Origin of the sequence: Nonomuraea sp. NPDC005983, from assembly GCF_040614375.1 — a bacterium.
In the GTDB taxonomy this organism is placed as follows: Bacteria; Actinomycetota; Actinomycetes; order Streptosporangiales; family Streptosporangiaceae; genus Nonomuraea.
Map to the genome: position 1 here is coordinate 42,424 of NZ_JBEXUP010000020.1, position 14,874 is coordinate 57,297.

The 14,874-nt window shown below is 69.2% G+C and carries 14 protein-coding genes; 8 read left to right on the forward strand and 6 right to left on the reverse strand.

The features are described 5' to 3' along the window. Window position 1 precedes the first annotated feature (1 nt). Both eboE and ABZ297_RS12390 read left to right on the forward strand, forming a co-directional pair. Entirely contained in the window at window positions 2–1,114 is a 1,113-nt protein-coding gene (gene eboE / locus ABZ297_RS12385; protein ID WP_355343676.1) for a metabolite traffic protein EboE, read from the forward strand. After that, window positions 1,114–2,442 (forward strand): nucleotide pyrophosphatase/phosphodiesterase family protein, encoded by a 1,329-nt coding sequence (locus ABZ297_RS12390; protein WP_355343679.1) that lies wholly within the window; start codon window positions 1,114–1,116, stop codon window positions 2,440–2,442. The genes eboE and ABZ297_RS12390 overlap by 1 nt, the downstream gene beginning before the upstream one ends. 89 nt (window positions 2,443–2,531) lie before the next feature. Here ABZ297_RS12390 and ABZ297_RS12395 read toward each other — a convergent pair whose 3' ends face one another. The 3 genes from ABZ297_RS12395 to ABZ297_RS12405 are packed head-to-tail and all read right to left on the reverse strand — an operon-like array spanning window position 2,532 to window position 6,070. Next, window positions 2,532–4,118 (reverse strand): MFS transporter, encoded by a 1,587-nt coding sequence (locus tag ABZ297_RS12395; protein WP_355343682.1) that lies wholly within the window; start codon window positions 4,116–4,118, stop codon window positions 2,532–2,534. An 18-nt stretch (window positions 4,119–4,136) separates the two neighbouring features. Then, a complete protein-coding gene (locus ABZ297_RS12400; protein WP_355343685.1) occupies window positions 4,137–4,556 on the reverse strand; it encodes a hypothetical protein in 420 nt (139 codons plus the stop codon). Continuing rightward, window positions 4,553–6,070, reverse strand: a complete 1,518-nt coding sequence (locus ABZ297_RS12405) for a hypothetical protein (RefSeq protein WP_355343688.1) — start codon at window positions 6,068–6,070, stop codon at window positions 4,553–4,555. The genes ABZ297_RS12400 and ABZ297_RS12405 overlap by 4 nt, the downstream gene beginning before the upstream one ends. A 220-nt stretch (window positions 6,071–6,290) precedes the next feature. On the opposite strand from ABZ297_RS12405, the gene ABZ297_RS12410 reads away from it, so the two are divergent. Further along, window positions 6,291–6,866, forward strand: a complete 576-nt coding sequence (locus tag ABZ297_RS12410) for a hypothetical protein (RefSeq protein ID WP_355343690.1) — start codon at window positions 6,291–6,293, stop codon at window positions 6,864–6,866. A gap of 129 nt (window positions 6,867–6,995) precedes the next feature. Here ABZ297_RS12410 and ABZ297_RS12415 read toward each other — a convergent pair whose 3' ends face one another. Then, window positions 6,996–7,610 (reverse strand): hypothetical protein, encoded by a 615-nt coding sequence (locus ABZ297_RS12415; RefSeq protein ID WP_355343691.1) that lies wholly within the window; start codon window positions 7,608–7,610, stop codon window positions 6,996–6,998. Here ABZ297_RS12415 and ABZ297_RS12420 point away from each other — a divergent pair. Beyond that, window positions 7,600–8,295, forward strand: coding sequence for a hypothetical protein (locus ABZ297_RS12420; RefSeq protein WP_355343694.1), 696 nt, complete (start codon window positions 7,600–7,602; stop codon window positions 8,293–8,295). The genes ABZ297_RS12415 and ABZ297_RS12420 overlap by 11 nt on opposite strands. Window positions 8,296–8,629: 334 nt before the next feature. Here the strand turns inward: ABZ297_RS12420 and ABZ297_RS12425 are convergent, their stop codons facing one another. Further along, a complete protein-coding gene (locus ABZ297_RS12425) occupies window positions 8,630–8,878 on the reverse strand; it encodes a hypothetical protein (protein ID WP_355343697.1) in 249 nt (82 codons plus the stop codon). A 589-nt stretch (window positions 8,879–9,467) separates the two neighbouring features. On the opposite strand from ABZ297_RS12425, the gene ABZ297_RS12430 reads away from it, so the two are divergent. Continuing rightward, window positions 9,468–10,067, forward strand: a complete 600-nt coding sequence (locus ABZ297_RS12430; protein ID WP_355343700.1) for a dihydrofolate reductase family protein — start codon at window positions 9,468–9,470, stop codon at window positions 10,065–10,067. Window positions 10,068–10,173: 106 nt separating this feature from the next. Here the strand turns inward: ABZ297_RS12430 and ABZ297_RS12435 are convergent, their stop codons facing one another. After that, entirely contained in the window at window positions 10,174–11,268 is a 1,095-nt protein-coding gene (locus tag ABZ297_RS12435; protein WP_355343703.1) for a LacI family DNA-binding transcriptional regulator, read from the reverse strand. A 247-nt stretch (window positions 11,269–11,515) separates the two neighbouring features. Between ABZ297_RS12435 and ABZ297_RS12440 the strand changes: the two genes are divergently transcribed. From ABZ297_RS12440 to ABZ297_RS12450, 3 genes are all read left to right on the forward strand, one after another. Further along, on the forward strand, window positions 11,516–12,406 hold the full coding sequence (locus tag ABZ297_RS12440) for a sugar ABC transporter permease (RefSeq protein ID WP_355343706.1): 891 nt from the start codon (window positions 11,516–11,518) through the stop codon (window positions 12,404–12,406). A gap of 78 nt (window positions 12,407–12,484) precedes the next feature. Beyond that, window positions 12,485–13,351, forward strand: coding sequence for a carbohydrate ABC transporter permease (locus tag ABZ297_RS12445; RefSeq protein WP_355343709.1), 867 nt, complete (start codon window positions 12,485–12,487; stop codon window positions 13,349–13,351). 59 nt (window positions 13,352–13,410) lie between these two features. After that, window positions 13,411–14,772, forward strand: a complete 1,362-nt coding sequence (locus tag ABZ297_RS12450) for a sugar ABC transporter substrate-binding protein (protein WP_355343712.1) — start codon at window positions 13,411–13,413, stop codon at window positions 14,770–14,772. Window positions 14,773–14,874 lie beyond the last annotated feature (102 nt).

Genomic DNA, 14,874 nt, shown 5'->3' on the forward strand with positions numbered 1-14,874 from the left:
CATGCGCTTCCGGCATCCCGACGGCTCGACCGTCCACCTCGCCTACTGCACCAACGTTCACCCCGCCGAGGACCTGCCCGGCATCCACGCCCAGCTCACCGGCTTCGCCGCGCGCGTGCGGCACGTGCTCGGCGTCGACCGCCTCGGGATCGGGCTGTGGCTGCCCCATGGCGCGGCCAGGACCCTGCTCGCCGACGGCGCCGAGCTCCTGCGGCTGCGCGCCGCGCTCGACCGGCTCGGGCTGGAGGTGGTGACGCTCAACGGCTTCCCCTATCGGGGCTTTCATGACGAGGTCGTGAAATACCGGGTCTACTATCCGGACTGGTCCTCGCCGGAGCGGGCGCGCTACACGCTCGACCTGGCGGAGATCCTCGCCCGGTTGCTGCCGGACGATGTCGCGGAGGGCACGATCTCGACCCTTCCCCTCGCCTGGCGTACCGAGTGGACGGCGGACAGCGCCACGACAGCGATGGCGAACGTGCACGCCGTCGCCGAGGGCCTGCGCGCGCTCGCCGAACGTACCGGCAAGCTGATCCGGCTGGGGTTCGAGCCCGAACCGGGCTGCATCGTGGAGACCACACCGCAGGCCACCCGGCTGCTCGCCGACGTGGACCGCGACCACCTGGGCGTCTGCCTCGACGCATGCCACCTGGCCGTGGGCTTCGAAGCGGCCCGCGACGCCGTGAACCTCGGCCTCCCGATCGTGAAGGTCCAGGCGTCCTGCGCGCTGGAGGCGCCGCCGGGCGGCCAGGCCGCACTGGCGCCGTTCGACGAACGCCGCTTCCTCCACCAGACCCGCGCGCCGAGCGGAACGGTGGACGACCTGGAGGCCGCCCTGGCCGGCGGGCTGCCCCGGGAAGAGCGCTGGCGCGTGCACTTCCACATGCCGCTGCACGCCGCGCCGCCGCCACCCCTCACCACCACCGCTCCCTATCTCAGGGAGTTGCTGCACGCCCTGTTCGGCGGCGGCTCCCCTCTGACCCGGCACGTCGAGGTGGAGACCTACACCTGGAACGTCCTGCCCGCGACGCCCGTGGACCTCGTCGAGGGCATCGCCGCCGAACTCGACTGGACCCGTCGTGAGCTGAACACCGTCGGACTGAAGGAGCTGTGATGCCGCCGCTGCTCGTGATCAACGTGGTGGGACTCACCCCGCGGCTTCTCGCCCACATGCCCCACGTCGCGAAGGCCGGCGCCGCCGCGACGCTGCGGCCCGTGCTTCCCGCCGTCACCTGCTCGATGCAGGCCACCCTGCTGACTGGCGCGCTTCCACGCGAGCACGGCATCGTCGGCAACGGCTGGTACTTCAGGGACCTCGGTGAGGTGCTCCTCTGGCGCCAGCACAACGCGCTGATCGAGGGCGGTCAACTCTGGGACGCCGTTCCCGGCCTGCGCACCGCCAACGTGTGCTGGTGGTACGCCATGGGCGCCGCCAGCGACCTGCTCGTGACGCCACGCCCGATCTACCACGCCGACGGCCGCAAGTCACCCGACTGCTACACCCGGCCGCCCTCCCTGCACGACGACCTCGAACGCCGCCTCGGCCCCTTCCCCCTGTTCAGCTACTGGGGGCCGAACGCCGGCATCACCTCCTCTCGGTGGATCGTGGCCGCGGCCCGCCACATCCTGCGCGAGGAGCGTCCGGACCTGCTCATGGTCTACGTCCCGCACCTGGACTACGACCTGCAGCGTTACGGCCCTGACGGACCCGAGGCCGTCGCGGCGGCCCGGGCGGTGGACGCCGTCCTCGCTCCGCTCCTCGCCGAGGACGCCACCGTGGTGGTGCTGTCGGAGTACGGCATCACCAACGCCACGACGCCTGTCGACATCAACAGGGCGCTGCGGTCGGCCGGGCTGCTCGAGGTCTACACCCAGGCGGGAATGGAGTACCTCGACCCGTGGACGTCCCGAGCCTTCGCGGTGGCCGACCATCAGATCGCGCACGTGTACGTGCGCGACAGCGCCGATCTGGGCCGGGCGCGCGATGTGATCGCCGAGCTGCCGGGCGTGGACGAGGTCCTCGACCAGGCGGGGAAGGCGAAGTACGGGCTCGATCACGAGCGCGCGGGCGAGCTCGTCGCGGTCGCCGAGCCGCACGCGTGGTTCACGTACTACTACTGGTTCTCCCACGACCGGGCGCCCGACTTCGCCCGGCTCGTGGAGATCCACCGCAAGCCCGGCTACGACCCCGCCGAGCTGTTCATGGACCCGGCCGACCCGCTCGTGAAGGTCCGCGCGGGCCTGGCCCTGGCCCGCAAACGGCTCGGGTTCCGCTACACGATGCCGGTGGTGCCGCTCGATCCGGCCCCGGTACGCGGCAGCCACGGCCGCCTCCCCGACGATCCCGACGACGGCCCCGTACTGCTCGGGCCCTTCGATCGAGACGCCTACGACGCGACCGAGGTCAAGGACCTGCTCACGGCGCTGCTTCTCCCGCGCTGACGAGAGCGATGCGGAGCCCGCGCGACGCCCCGCATCTGAAGTGCAGCCGGCCGGACCAGCGACTACGGCGCCGTGGCCCGCGAGGAAGGCTACGCCTCGGTGACCACGACGGCGGGTTCGGCCGTGCCCTTGGCCGGCTCGACGCCGAACGCGAGCACCGCCACCACGGCCAGCACGAGGGGCACCGCCCCGAGCAGCGCCGTCGTACCGACGGAGGGGGCCGCCGCACCCGCCACCAGCACGCCGGTAACGGCCACGCCGCCGAACTTGCCGACGCCGGCCGACAGCCCGGAACCGCGTGAGCGCACCCGGGTCGGGTAGATCTCCGAGCTGTAGGCGGCCAGCACCGCCGAGATCGCCGCCGTCCCCACGATCGGGCCGGCCAGCAGCAGGTAGAGCCAGGTGCGGTCCTGCGCCAGCGTCTCGCCCGCGAACGACAGCACCACCAGTGCCACGCCGACCAGCGCCGAGAGCGTGATGATCGTCTTCTTGGCGCTCCACAGCGCGTACATGGCGGCGGAGATGAAGATCAGCGGCAGGCCGAGCAGCGTCGAGTCGCGCAGCGCGCGGTCGGCGGTCTGCTGGTCGAGGCCGAGCCGCTGCAGGTTGGACGGGATCCACAGCTGGAAGCCGTAGGTGACCAGGCCGATGCTCAGCCCCAGGATCACCACGGCCACCGTGAGCCCGGTGAACGGGCGGCGGAACAACCGCGAGTAGCCGCCGTCGTGCTCGTCCTCGACCCGCTCCACCTCCTCCACGGAGACCGCGGCGGCGCCGTACCGCGCCATGACCGCGCGGGCCTCGGCGTCTCGGCCGTGCGCCAGCAAGAAGCGCGGCGACTCGGGGATGAGGCGGTTGAGCAGGATGAGGACGACGCCGGTCGGCAGGCCGACCAGCCACAGCACCCGCCAGGAGTACTCCGGCGCCAGCGAGGCCGACAGCCAACTCGCCGCCAGGTAGGCGACGGCCAGATTGCCACCGATGAGCACCATCACCCACCCCTTGTGCCGGGGCGGGATGGTCTCGGCCAGCAGCGAGAACGTGATCGGCAGCATGCCGCCCGCGCCCAGCCCCATGGCCAGGCACATGGCCAGGTTCCATTCGAAGTCCGGCATGACGCCGCAGATGGCGGTGCCGATGAACAGCACGCCGGCGAACAGGATCGACGGCTTGCGGCCGATCTTGTCGCCCATCCAGCCCCACAGCAGCGAGCCCAGCACGGTGCCGGTGAGGCCGGCCAGCGGCAGCAGCGCGACGGGCAGCTCACCCGCGGGGTTGAGGGCGGATTTCAGCCCGTACTCCTTGGCCATGCCGGGCGCGACGAAGCCGAGCGTGATCGGCTTCATGGCGTCGATCACCACGGCCACCGACATGACGAGGATGAGCCCGATGTGAGCCGGACGCATCCGCGCGTCATCGAGGGCGCGCACCCGCACCTCCGCGGCCGGCTTGGCCCGGAAGGCGCCCGGTGGCACCAGCCCGTACGCGGTGACGACCAGCCCCGCGACGATCAGCGCCATGCCGATCGCCATCGGCAGGTCCATCGGCATCCCGGCCAGCCGGTAGTGCATCTCCGCACCGTGCAGGTACATCGGCAGATGCAGGACCACCCCCGCGACGGTGGCCAGCGTGCCCAGCCAGAAGTACAGCGGACGAGCTAGCTCGATCCCGCCCATCGCTCCCCCTTCATGTGATCACAGAAGGCGGCCGCCCCGAAGCCGCCATTTGACGAACAGCACCCGCATGGGGCCGTTCACGAACAGCCACTGGCCCAGCCAGACGACCGCGAACATCACCGCGAACGCCCACCAGGCCATCGGCCCCCGGACCCCTGGTACCACCCCGAGATCCAGCAGCACCCACATGAGCAGCCCCTCCGGAACGGCTGTGACCAGCCCGAACAAGGTCGGCCAGTCCTTGTCCCAGCGGAACTGCATGAGCAGGTGGTACAGCGACTCCCAGCCGATGCCGACCACGGCGACGGCAAGCAGCACGACGTAGGCGTCCCGGAAGGACATCGGCAGCAGCGGCGTGAGCAGCGCGGTCAGCACCGCACCGACCGTGGCCAGCACGAACAGCCGGGTCTGCACCCGCCCGGCGAGCGTGGGAATCAAGCAAGCCTCCTGTTCCCCGCCCACTTGAGCCACTGGGACACCGACCTGAACGGCCCGAGCCCCTTGCAGAACCCGCGCCCGGCCAGGTCGTCGGCGATGTCGAGGGCCGCGGTCTGCAGGCCGAGGAAGCTGTCCACAGCCAGGAAGTGGTTGCTCGCGGCGGCCGCGCCGGAGGCGTAGAGCGCGCCGTCGCCGCTCTCCGCGCCGAGCACCTCGAAGTTCGGGCCCACCTGCAGCCGCCCCGCCTTGTTGGGACGCGCGCCACCGTGCCGGAGCAGGTCGTCGAGCACCCGATGCTCGGGCATGTCGGCCTCGAGTCCGGTGCAGTCGATGATGAAGTCCGAGACATACGGCATGGGCGCGGAGCCGGCGCTGTGCGTGTGGGTGACCAGCCGGCCGTCCGGCGCCTGCTCGATGCGGTCGACCACGGCCTGCATGGGGTGATACCAGCTCCCGCGCCGGGCCCGGCCCATCTGCTCCTGCCAGCGGGCCAGTCTGGGGGTGGTGGTACCGGCGACCAGCGACGCCAACCTGGCCCGCTCCTCCGGCGAGGCCTTGCGGAACCGGGCCTTGAGCTGGCCGCCGAACGCCGACTTCGGCATGGTGAACGCCTGGTAGGCCCAGCCGTCGCCGCCCTTGCGCCGCATGAACGCATGAGGGCCGTGCGCTCCGGTGACGTACGTGCGGAACAGGTGCACGATCTGCGTCTGGAGCCCGTACCGCTCCCGATCGTCCATGAGCCGTTGCAACACCCGCGAGGCCACGATCCCGGCGCCGCGTACGACCACGACGCCGGGCCTCTTGCGGAGTTGGTCGTAGACGTGCTCGTGCGGCTCGTACGCGTTGACCAGGCGATACCGCTCGCCCGTCCGCTGCCGGAACTCCTGCAGGTCGTCGAGGAACTTCAGCCCCGGATAGCCGACGGCCAGGTGCACGTACCGCGAGCGCAGCGCCACCCGCTTGGTCGGCCCGCTGCCCGCCGGCGGGGTCAGGACCGTGAAGTAGCCGCCGCCCAGCCGCTTCCTGACCATGCGCACCTGGCCCTTGGCCAGCATCTCCCAGTAGCCGATGCGGTCGGCCTCCCGCCGCACGCTCTGGATGGCCATCCCGGCCCGCGGGCTGTAGAAGTCGGCCAGGATCGGCTCGGTGAGTACCTGTAACACCGGCTTGACAGAACGGTCCTGCCAGGCCTCCTGCACCGCGTACGACGGGAAACCCCAGATGTTGTCGGGGCGCGCCCCGGAGTCGGAGCGGATGCGTTCGTGCGAGGGCAACTGCGAGACGCGGGTCAGGTACTCCCAGGTCTGCCAGGGGGTGTCGCTGGTCGACAGCACCCGCATGGCCGAGGCTGCCACGCCGCGGATGCGCAGGACGTCCACGAGCGTGAACGAGCCCAGCCCTCCGCCCACCGACACCAGCGGCACGTCGTAGACGGGAATCCCCGACGACGCCACCAGCCCGTCCGCCCAGGCGGAGGAGTGGACCAGCTCCGGCGTCAGATCTCCGCGGGACATGAAGATTAAAGGTAGCGCAAAGGCCGTGATACCCACCAGAACGTGTGGGTTTGTCATCGGCTCCGCCCTGCCCGCGTCACCGAGAACGCGGCGATCATACTCACGGCGATAGCCGGCGAGGACCCGGCCGACCCGCCCAGCCGACATGGCACAACCTTCGGCTCTCTAGCGACCGGACAACACCACCTCTGGGCGGCCGTCGCGGGCGTTAGGGTGACGCATGATCACCAAGCCGCCCGGATGGCCGTTCCTGACCGTGCTCTCGGCCGTGGCCTGCGTCATTCTGTACTGGGCCAGCGTCCCTCACTGGTACGGCATCGAAATGGTCCTCGTCGCGTTCTTCTTCGGGATTCCCCTGTGGATAATCTGGCTGGTCCGCTTCGGCCTGGCGGCCTACAAGGGCGCGGTCTTCGACCGATTAGCGCGCTGGCTGGCGCCCTGGTTCATCGTCGCGGGCGTCGTAGTGGCGCTCATCCTGGACGCGTCCTTCTGGGTGCGGTTCACGATCTCGAAACCGAGCATGGAGGCCTACGCCCGAACGGTGACGGCTGAGACAGCGCGCGACTTCTCCTGCCAGTGGCTCGGGTTGTATCGGATCTGCGACGCGTTCCCTTACACCAGCGAGGACGTCGGCCACGTCCCCGGCAGCGCCTGCCTCATCGGCGAGGAATGGGCCATCCACAGCAACACGAACTTCGTCCTACTTCCCACAGGCGAGCCGGAGGAGACCATGGACGACACCTACCGGCATCTCACCGGGCACTGGTACGGCTGGCACGGCTGGGACTCACTGTGATCCGCTGGGCCCAGGCTCAGAATGCGTGTCCTATCAGCGGGCGGCCGGCGAGCCCTTCACGACCGCCCATGACGGACGCCTCTCACCTTCACAGGCTCCTCTGGTCGAGGACGCGCTGTCCGCGCCGGGCTAGACATCTCCGGACGTGCCGGGGGCCGATGACGGCTTCCCCTCGGCGGGGTCGTCGGCGGCGACACCCTCATCGCCGGCGGCGTCCTCGCTGCGTCGCCTGCGCCCGCGGTACGTCGGCTCGGGGACGCTCCCGTCCGTGGGCCCGTCCGTGGGCCCGTCCGAGGTGAAGGCGTCGAACGGGGTGGTCGCCGCGGGGATGACGATGCGCTCGAGCGGTCCGGTGTTGATGACGACCTCCAACGGCTCGGTCAAGGCGGCGGGCTCCTCCTGAGGGCCCAGGCCGGAGTCGGGTCTGGACGGGCCGGTCTCGGGTCGCCGATTCGGCTGCCCGGTGGGTGCGGGGGCCTCGGGTGGGTCGCTGTCCTGTTCGTCGGGTGCGATGGTGTCGAAGGGCAGGGCGGCGGCGGCCTCGATGGCTTCCAGGAGTTCCCGCCTCCACAGACTGCCCTCGTCGGGCTCGTCGGGCTCGTCGGCGCTGTGGCGGGCGACGGGCGTGGACGGGCTCGGCGCCATGTACGCGGCGACGGCTGAGCGGGTCCGGCGGCGGTTCTTGGCCAGGGTGAGCATCACGAGTACGGCCACCATGGCCACCACGGCCGAGGTGATCATCATCGGAGTGAACAAACTCGGCAGTGGGCCGGTAGCCGAGGTCTGGAGGTGCGTGGGGAAGGCGGTCACGGCCGTGGTGCCGGACGCCGTCGGCGTGGCATGGGTGGTCTCCTGGGCGACGGGCTCGGCCGCGGGGGTCACGGTCGGCTCGGCCGACGAGAGGGTGGTGGTCGGCGCGTCCGTGGAGGTGGCCGTCGGCTTGGCTTCGGAAGTGGCCGCCGGCTTGGGCGGGGAGGAGGTCGGCTCGGCCGTCGACGAAGGGGCCGTGGTCTCCGGAGCAGTTTGCGGCACCGATGCGGTGGCCGTGACTGACGGCGTGTCGGAGGTCGGGGCCGCGCTGGCTGTGGGGGGCGCATCGGAGAAGGTCGGCGTTGGGGTGGCTGTGGCCGACGGCGTGTCAGATGTCGAGGTCGGGGTGGGCGTGGCCGACGGGGTGTCGGAGGTCGAGGTCGGGGTGGGGGTGGTGGGCGGCGCGTCAGATGTCGGAGTGGGGGTGGCGGTCGGAGTGTCGGAGGAGGTGGGAGCTGGGGTGGCCGTGGCGGTCGGAGTGTCGGGGGTTGGGGCTGTCGCTGTTGACGACGTCTCCGAAACCTTGGTCGGTGCGGGTGCGGGGAGGGCCGTGTCAGGGGACGCGTGGGAGTCGTCCCGCTTGGCGCTGGGGCTCAGGGGGCGGAGCGACTCCCTGTGAGGGTGCGGGCGGCCTCCGGCGTCCGTGCCTGGCCGGTCACCGGTGGGCTGGCTGGTCGCTTGGTCATCGGTTGCCTGAGAGGTCTGGTCGTGGGGTTTCCGGACTGTCTTGTCACCGGGCAGCCGCTCTTGGCCCGCGTGCGTGCCGTGCGGCTGGCGGGGTGTCGGGGGGCCGGGTCGTTCGTGGATCATGTGAGTGTCGCGCCGTGCCTCAGTGGTCAGTTAGCGGGTTACTTTCGGGGCCTGTGGATGCCGGACCGTGCCCCGGTGAGCCGGTTGTGGGGCTGCTGGGACGCGTAAGGGCCGGGCCGCCCCTGGGCCGTCCAGCTGTCGGATCAGGTTTCGTCCCGATGGGACTGGACGCGTTCCAGACAGTCGCACCCGACGACACTGCTCGTGTCGCGTTCCCCGCGCTTCACGCCGCGGCCGGTGCTCTTCCCGACGGTGAAGATCGTGTCGCCCGCCACCTTCGTCGCCACGCCCACGTGGTCGACGCCGGCGATCTGGCCCGTGCCGCTCCAGTCGTCGAGGACGAACGGCCGGGCGCCGGAACCTTCCCCCGGGCCCCCTGCTCCTGGAACCACTCCGCATGCACGGGGCTGAGCTGTAGTCAGCGTCGGACGCGATGTTGTGGCCGTACCACTGCCTGGCGGATGAACCGCCCCGATCGGAACAGCCGAGCTGACTCTGGAGCAGTTCGATGAACTTCAGCATCTCTGGCGTCATGGAAGTGGAGGAAACCTTCCGAACAAAGCCGGATTTATACACACAGATCCTGACAAAAAGGCTGACTCGGGACTGACGTGAATAAACCGGAAGCCTGTGGTACGGCGAGGGTACCCCGCCATATCCGCAGGTCAAGTGCACCTCAAGAGAGGTCCAACGGCTCCGCCGAGAGTAAAAGTCCAGGTCAGGGGTATTGTCTGATGCATCCCCAAGTAGGCGATATGTAGAAAGATCTACCTAAATACCCGTCAGCAGACCGCCGGCCACCATGCAGCCAACGTCAGGCCCTGCGTGCGTGGGTGATCCGATGAAGATCGGCGAACTTCTCAAGGATCTGCGAGACACCCCGAAAGAGATTCCGGCCGGTACGTAGAGAACGGGCGGACGACTCCGACCTCCCCGTGAAGGCGGCGCCAGACGAGCGCCGGGAACGCAGGAGGCAACGAGATGAGCAAGGTCACTTGTGACATGGCGATGTCCATCGACGGCTTCGTGGCAGGACCGCACCAGAGCCTCGAGAGCCCGTTCGGCGAGGGCGTGGGCGAGCGCCTGCACCGATGGATGTTCGATGAGCCCGAGGAGCACGCCGCGGTGATCGAGGACATCACCGCTGCCGGTGCCTTCATCATGGGCCGCAACATGTTCGGCCCCGGCCGCGGCGCCTGGGACCTGGACTGGAACGGCTGGTGGGGCGACGAGCCGCCGTACCACGCGCCGGTCTTCGTCCTCACCCATCACCCGCGCGAGCAGGTGACGATGAAGGGGGGCACGACGTTCACCTTCGTCACCGACGGGATCGCGGCGGCAATGGCTCAGGCGCGCGAGGCCGCCGGCGACCGCGACGTCGCCATCGCCGGCGGAGCCGAGACGGTGAACCAGTACCTGGCGGCAGGGCTCATCGACGAGCTGCGCCTGCACGTCGCGCCCGTGATCCTCGGCAGAGGAGAGCGGCTGCTCGACAACGTCGGGGATATCACCCTGCAGCCCCTCGGCGTCCCCTCGGGCACCAGCCTCGTCACCCATCTGACGTACCGGGTGATCCGGTAGCAGACCGCTGATTCGGCACGAAATACGTCTTTTTCGTACGTTGGCCGGTCAGCGCTCGATCAGCCGCATCTGCTCCCCGTTGTGGTGCTCACCGTCCCCGTCGAGGTCAGCGGCTCGGCGGTGCCGTACTGGCGCGGACCACCAGCCGCGTCGGGACGAGATCGGTGCCAGGGCTGCCGGCGCCCCCCTCGCGGATCTGCTGGAGGACGCCCTGGACGCAGCGGCGCCCGACCTCAGCGAAGTCCTGGTGGACAGTGGTCAGGGGCGGGATGAAGCAGGCGGCGTCGGGGATGTCGTCGAAGCCGACGACGCTGATGTCGGCAGGGACCGATCGCCCTCGATCATGGAAGGCGCGGAGCAGGCCGAGGGCCATCTGATCGTTGGAGGCGAACACCGCGGTGCAGTCAGGCTCGTCGGCGAGCGCCAGTCCGGCGACGTAGCCCGATTCGGCGGACCAGTCGCCGTGCAGTGGCGCGGGGACCGAGCGGCCGGCTTCCTCCAGGCAGAGGCGCCAGGCCTGCGCGCGTCGTTGGCTGGCGTAGGAGGTCTCGGGGCCGGTGACGTGCCAGACGGTGCGGTGACCGAGATCGAGGAGATGGCGTACGGCGAGGCGGGCGCCTTCCGCCTGATCGGTGTCGACCACGCTGTAGCGGTCTCCCGCATCGGAGTCCACGACGACGACGTGGACTCCGGGCGGCAGTGCCACCGTGCCGGCGTCGAGGAGGTGGATCTCCATGATGACGATGACGGCGTCGACGGCCAGCTCGCCCATCCTGGTGAAGGCGCCGAGCACGTTGTCCTGGGTGGGCACGTCGATGGGGATCAACGTGATCGCGTATCCCTCGGTCGCGGCGTAGGTGGCGATCGCCTCCACCGTGTGGCTGTTGCCGGTCGAGGCGAGGTTGAAGAGGATCACGCCGATCGTGTTGAACTGCCCGTATCGCAACGCCCGGGCGGCGCTGTTGGGCCGGTAGCCCAGCTCTCGCATGGCGGCGAGCACCTGCTCGCGGGTGGTGCCGATCACGCCCGGATACCCGTTGGCGACCCTGGAGACCGTCTGCGAGGACACGCCCGCGAGCCTGGCCACGTCCGCCATGGATACCCGCTGCTTGCGGCGTCCGCCCGGAATGTCAGAGCGGCCCCGTTTCGCGCCGCCGACCGGCACCGCCGGGAGCTGCTGGGCCGGATCGTCCAGGTCCATCGCCGTGTCGCTCCCGCCTGCCGCGTTCCCCGTTCGCCGCGCATCCTCCGCCGGGACCCTCCCGGCGGTCAAGGCAGCGCCCCTTGACCTCACCTGTAACGGGTGCCACCATACCGCAACAGAAGTTTACGTAAACATTGCGCCCAGGTTGCGCGATGCCCTTCCTTCGTAACCAAGCAAAGCAGCAGGCCAAGGATAATGTTTACGTAAACAAGGTCGTCAACACACGGTTGAGAGGAGCAGGCCGGTGGTCTCGGAGAGGAGCCTGGCGTCCAGGCGCCGGTCATGGATCGGCTGGCAGTTCGTCGGGCCGTTCATGGCGGTGTTCGCCCTGGTCTTCCTGGCCCCGATCGGCTACTCGATCTACCTGAGCCTGTTCAGGACCCGGCTGATCGGCGGAACGGCCTTCGTCGGCGTCGACAACTACGTGAAGGTTCTGCAAGACCCGCTGTTCTGGTCGTCGTTCGGCCGGGTGGCGCTCTTCCTGGTCGTCCAGGTGCCGATCATGTTGCTCCTCGCGCTGCTCGTCGCGCTCGCGATCGACAGCGGTCGGCTGTACGGGGCGGCGTTCTTCCGGATCTCGGTGTTCCTGCCCTACGCGGTGCCCGCCGTCGTCGCGACGCTGATGTGGGGTTTCATGTACGGCTCGCGGTTCGGCCTCATCGGTAACCTCAACGAGACGTTCGGGGTGTCCCTGCCGGACCCGCTGTCGCCCGACCTGATCCTCGCTTCCATCGGCAACATCGTCACCTGGGAGTTCGTGGGCTACAACATGCTGATCCTCTACTCCGCGCTCCGGGTGGTGAACCCCTCGCTCTACGAGGCCGCCGAGATCGACGGGGCCGGTCAGCTGCGCATCATCTGGGCGATCAAGATTCCCGCGCTCCGCGGAGCGCTGGTGATCGCGACGATCTTCTCCATCATCGGCAGCTTCCAGCTGTTCAACGAACCCAGCATCCTCAAGTCGCTGGCGCCGAACGCGGTCACCACCTACTTCACGCCGAACCTGTACGCCTACTCGCTGTCCTTCTCGGGGCAGCAGTTCGACTACTCCGCGGCGGTCGCCATCGTCATGGGCCTCATCACGATGATCATCGCCTACCTGGTCCAGCTTCGCGGCATGCGAAAGGCGGTCTGAGCCATGGTCACGACAACTCGCATCGCCGGCCGGGCGCGTGGCCGGAAGGATGGACGCGGCCTGGCGCGAGGTCCTCTGGTGATCAAGCGACGCCGGCCGTCGGGCCGGCGGCGTAGCGCGACACTGACCGTCCTGACGGCCCTCATGCTGGTGTACACGCTGCTTCCTCTGGTGTGGCTGATGATCAATGCCACGAAGACCCAAGAGGGGCTGATGAGCACCTTCGGCCTGTGGTTCAGCGATGACTTCGCCCTGTTCGACAACGTCCGCTCGACCTTCACCTACAACGAGGGGATCTTCGTCCGCTGGCTGCTGAACACGCTGCTGTACGTGGTCGTCGGCGCGGGCGGCGCGACGCTGCTGGCGGCGCTCGGCGGATACGGGCTGGCGAAGTTCGACTTCGCGGGCAAGAAGGCCGTGTTCGCCGTGGTGATCGGGGCGGTGGCGGTGCCAGGAACCGCTCTGGCAGTCCCCACGTTCCTGATGTTCTCCAACCTGGGCCTGACCAACACCCCGTGGGCGATCATCATCCCCTCGCTGGTCTCCCCGTTCGGCCTCTATCTGATGTGGACCTTCGCCGCCGACGCCGTGCCGAAGGAGATCCTGGAGTCGGCGCGCATGGACGGAGCGGGTGAGTTCCGGACCTTCTCCAGGATCAGCCTGCCGCTGCTGGCGCCGGGGATCGTCACGGTCCTGCTGTTCAACGTGGTCGCCACCTGGAACAACTACTTCCTGCCGCTGATCATGCTGAAGGACCCCGGCTGGTACCCGCTGACCATCGGTCTCAAGGCCTGGAACCAGCAGGCCACCACCGCGGGCGGCGAGGCCGTCTTCAATCTCGTGATCACCGGATCATTGCTGACCATCGTCCCGCTGATAGCCGCGTTCCTCCTGCTCCAGCGGTACTGGCAGTCGGGCCTGGCCGCCGGAAGCGTAAAGGAGTGACCGACGCCCCGGCCCGACGCGCCGCCTCCCCTTCCAAGGAATCCAGAAAGGCAACACCCATGACGATAACGCGTCGTCACGTCGTCGCGCTGGGGGCAGCCCTGTCCCTGTCGCTGGCCGCCGCGTGCGGCTCCTCAGGCAACGGCGGTTCCTCCGGCAACAGCGATTCCGGCGCCGCCAAGCCGGCGGCCGTCTCGGACGCCGACCTGCGCAACGCCCTGAACACCGGGGGCACCCTCACGGTCTGGGCCTGGGAACCGACACTCAAGCAGGTCGCCGCCGACTTCCAGGCCAAGTACCCGAAGGTCAAGGTCAACCTGGTCAACGCCGGGACCGGCAACGACCAGTACACCGCGCTTCAGAACGCCGTCAAGGCCGGATCCGGCGTGCCGGACGTCGCCCAGGTCGAGTACTACGCTCTGCCGCAGTTCGCCCTGGCCAAGTCGCTCACCGACCTGTCCGGCTTCGGCGCGGGCAAGCTCGACGGCACCTTCACCCCAGGGCCGTGGGCGGCCGTCCACTCCGGCGACGGCGTCTACGGACTGCCCATGGACTCAGGCCCGATGGCTCTGTTCTACAACAAGGAGGTCTTCGACAAGCACGGCATCCAGGTCCCGACGACCTGGGAGGAGTACGTCGCCGCCGCCGAGAAGCTGCACAAGGCCGACCCGAAGGCCTACATCACCAGCGACACCGGCGACGCGGGCTTCACCACCAGCATGATCTGGCAGGCGGGCGGCAAGCCGTTCACGGTCAAAGGCACCGACGTCCGCATCGACTTCAGCGACCCCGGCACGCAGAAGTTCACCGCGACCTGGCAGAAACTGATCGACGGCAAGCTGCTCTCGCCGGTCTCCGGTTGGAGCGATGCCTGGTACAAGGGCCTGAGTAACGGCACCATCGCGACCCTGGTCATCGGCGCGTGGATGCCCGCCAACCTCGAGTCCGGGGTCAGGGCCGCGTCGGGTAAGTGGCGTGTCGCCCCCATGCCGCAGTGGGAGGCCGGTGGCAAGGCCACGGCCGAGAACGGCGGCAGCTCCTTGGCGCTCCCGGAGGCGAGCACCAACAAGAACCTCGCCTACGCCTTCATCAAGTACGCGAGCGTCGAGGAAGGAGCACAGGCCCGCATCGACGGCGGCGCCTTCCCCGCCACCACCGCGCACCTGAAGGACCCGGCGTTCCTGAACAAGAAGTTCCCCTACTTCGGCGGGCAGGAGGTCAACCAGGTTCTCGCCGAATCGGCCGGCGAGGTCGTCGGCGGCTGGTCCTACGTGCCCTTCCAGGTCTACGCCAACAGCATCTTCAACGACACCGTCGGTAAGGCCTACACCTCCCCCACCACTCTTCAGGACGGCCTGAAGGCCTGGCAGGACGCCTCCATCAAGTACGGGCAGGAACAGGGTTTCACCATCCAGCAGTAGCAGAGCCCGGTATGCGCTGCCGCCGTCCGCGGGGAGCACGGCGGCAGGACCGGCAGGCCGTCTCGCCGTAACACCGCCGAGCACCCGACCGGGCCGGTCGCG

Excerpts from the sequence above, each read along its gene's own strand:
- ABZ297_RS12390 (WP_355343679.1), top strand. The coding sequence starts at position 1,114 with ATGCCGCCGCTGCTCGTGATCAACGTGGTGGGACTCACCCCGCGGCTT.
- ABZ297_RS12430 (WP_355343700.1), top strand. The coding sequence starts at position 9,468 with ATGAGCAAGGTCACTTGTGACATGGCGATGTCCATCGACGGCTTCGTG.
- ABZ297_RS12395 (WP_355343682.1), bottom strand. The coding sequence starts at position 4,118 with ATGGGCGGGATCGAGCTAGCTCGTCCGCTGTACTTCTGGCTGGGCACG.
- ABZ297_RS12415 (WP_355343691.1), bottom strand. The coding sequence starts at position 7,610 with ATGATGATCACCTCGGCCGTGGTGGCCATGGTGGCCGTACTCGTGATG.
- ABZ297_RS12405 (WP_355343688.1), bottom strand. The coding sequence starts at position 6,070 with ATGTCCCGCGGAGATCTGACGCCGGAGCTGGTCCACTCCTCCGCCTGG.
- ABZ297_RS12435 (WP_355343703.1), bottom strand. The coding sequence starts at position 11,268 with ATGGACCTGGACGATCCGGCCCAGCAGCTCCCGGCGGTGCCGGTCGGC.
- ABZ297_RS12450 (WP_355343712.1), top strand. The coding sequence starts at position 13,411 with ATGACGATAACGCGTCGTCACGTCGTCGCGCTGGGGGCAGCCCTGTCC.
- ABZ297_RS12410 (WP_355343690.1), top strand. The coding sequence starts at position 6,291 with ATGATCACCAAGCCGCCCGGATGGCCGTTCCTGACCGTGCTCTCGGCC.
- eboE (WP_355343676.1), top strand. The coding sequence starts at position 2 with ATGCGCTTCCGGCATCCCGACGGCTCGACCGTCCACCTCGCCTACTGC.